The sequence below is a fragment of the Streptomyces cacaoi genome (assembly GCF_006539165.1).
Classification (GTDB): Bacteria; Actinomycetota; Actinomycetes; order Streptomycetales; family Streptomycetaceae; genus Streptomyces; species Streptomyces cacaoi.
Genome location: NZ_BJMM01000153.1, coordinates 1 through 1,902, shown reverse-complemented (window position 1 = coordinate 1,902; position 1,902 = coordinate 1). Strand labels below are relative to the sequence as shown.

Genomic DNA, 1,902 nt, shown 5'->3' with positions numbered 1-1,902 from the left:
AGGAGACCCCCGCTCCGTGGCGCCCTGGTTGCTGTGGTCGGGCCTCTGATGTCGAAAAGGAGAAGACACATGAACGACAGGAAAGTTGCGGTGGTCACCGGTGGGACGAGCGGGATCGGGCTTGCCGTCGTGCGGTTGTTGGGGCGGCGGGGGTTCCGGGTGTTCCTGTGTGCGCGGTCCGAGGCGAGGGTGAAGGAGACCGTCGCGGAGCTGCGGGCGGAGGGGCTCGAAGTCGACGGGCAGGCGGCGGACGTGCGGGACCCGGCCGAGGTCGGCAGGTTCGTACGGGCGGCCGTCGAGCGGTTCGGGCCGCTGAACGTGCTGGTCAACAATGCCGGGCGCAGCGGGGGAGGGCCGACGGCCGACATCGCCGACGAGCTGTGGCACGACGTCCTCGCCACCAACCTCACCAGCGTCTTCCTCGTCACCCGGGAAGCCCTGCGGAACGGCGGGCTCGCGGACGCGGCGGACGGCCGGATCGTCAACATCGCCTCCACCGCCGGGAAACAGGGCGTGCTGCTCGGCGCCCCCTACAGCGCCTCCAAGCACGGCGTCGTCGGCTTCACCAAGGCGCTCGGCAGGGAGCTGGCGCCGACCGGGGTGACCGTCAACGCCGTCTGCCCCGGCTATGTCGAGACGCCGATGGCCGAGCGGGTCCGCCAGGGGTACGCCGCGGCCTGGGACACCACCGAGGAACGGGTGCGCGAGCAGTTCGAGGCGAAGATCCCGCTCGGCCGGTACTCCACCCCGGAGGAGGTCGCGGGGCTGGTCGGGCACCTGGTCACCCCGGAGGCCGCCTCCATCACCGCGCAGGCGCTCAATGTCTGCGGCGGGCTGGGCAATTACTGAAGCGAAGGAGAGCGACATCATGACGAGCGAGCGTGTGCACACCACCTCCCACGCGGTGGAGGTGGCCGCTCCGGCGGGGGTCGTCCACGGGCTGATCTCCGATCCGGTGCGGTGGCCGCTGTTCTTCCCGCCCAATGTGCACGTGGAACGGCTGGAGTTCGACGGGGTGGACGAGCGGCTGCGGATGTGGGCCGTGGCCGGGGAGCAGATCCGCTCCTGGCTCTCCCACCGGGTCCTGGACGCCCAGGCCCGCCGTATCACCTTCCGGCAGGAGCGGCCGCAGGCGCCGGTGCGGACGATGAACGGCACCTGGATCGTCGAGGAGCAGGGCGCCGAGCGCTGCCGCCTCACCCTGCTGCACGACTTCACCACCCACGGCGACCGCGCCGAGGACCTCGCCTGGGTCGAGCGGGCCGTCGACGTCAACTCCCGGGCGGAACTGGGCAACATCCGGCGGTTCGCGGAGCGTTGGGCACGCCTGGACGAGCTGGTCCTCTCCTTCGAGGACGAGATCCATGTGGACGGCCCCGCCGAGCTGGTGCACGACTTCCTGTACCGGGCCCAGGACTGGCCGGAGACCGTGCCGCACGTGGCCCGTGTCGCGCTGAGCGAGGACACCCCCGGTGTGCAGCGGCTGGCCATGGACACCCGCACGGCGGACGGCGCCGTCCACACCACCGAATCGGTCCGGGTGTGCTTCCCGCACGCGGGCCGCATCGTCTACAAGCAGACGACGACGCCCGCGCTGATGGACGCGCACACCGGCGAATGGTCCGTCGTCTCCGACGCCACCGGGACGACGGCCGTCTCCCAGCACAGCGTCGTCCTGCGTGAGGAGGCCGTGGAGAAGATCCTGGGCCCCGGCGCCACCCTCGCCGACGCCCGCACCTACGTTCACAAGGCCCTCAGCCGCAACTCCCGCACCACCCTCACCCACGCCAAACACCACGCGGAATCCGCCGTCCACACCCTGTAGACCGACCCCCACACATCTCGTCTGGACCGCAACAGGCCGGATATGCGCATGGGGGCTCCACGGAGCGGGGGTCTCCT

2 protein-coding genes are annotated in these 1,902 nt (G+C 71.0%); both read left to right on the top strand.

Features of this window, described 5'->3' with window-relative positions; translation table 11 throughout:
- Positions 1-69: 69 nt before the first annotated feature.
- Positions 70-849, top strand: coding sequence for an SDR family NAD(P)-dependent oxidoreductase (locus SCA03_RS34685; protein WP_086816940.1), 780 nt, complete (start codon positions 70-72; stop codon positions 847-849).
- A 19-nt stretch (positions 850-868) separates the two neighbouring features.
- Positions 869-1,825, top strand: a complete 957-nt coding sequence (locus SCA03_RS34680) for an aromatase/cyclase (protein ID WP_086816938.1) — start codon at positions 869-871, stop codon at positions 1,823-1,825.
- Positions 1,826-1,902 lie beyond the last annotated feature (77 nt).

Excerpts from the sequence above, each read along its gene's own strand:
- SCA03_RS34685 (WP_086816940.1), top strand. The coding sequence starts at position 70 with ATGAACGACAGGAAAGTTGCGGTGGTCACCGGTGGGACGAGCGGGATC.
- SCA03_RS34680 (WP_086816938.1), top strand. The coding sequence starts at position 869 with ATGACGAGCGAGCGTGTGCACACCACCTCCCACGCGGTGGAGGTGGCC.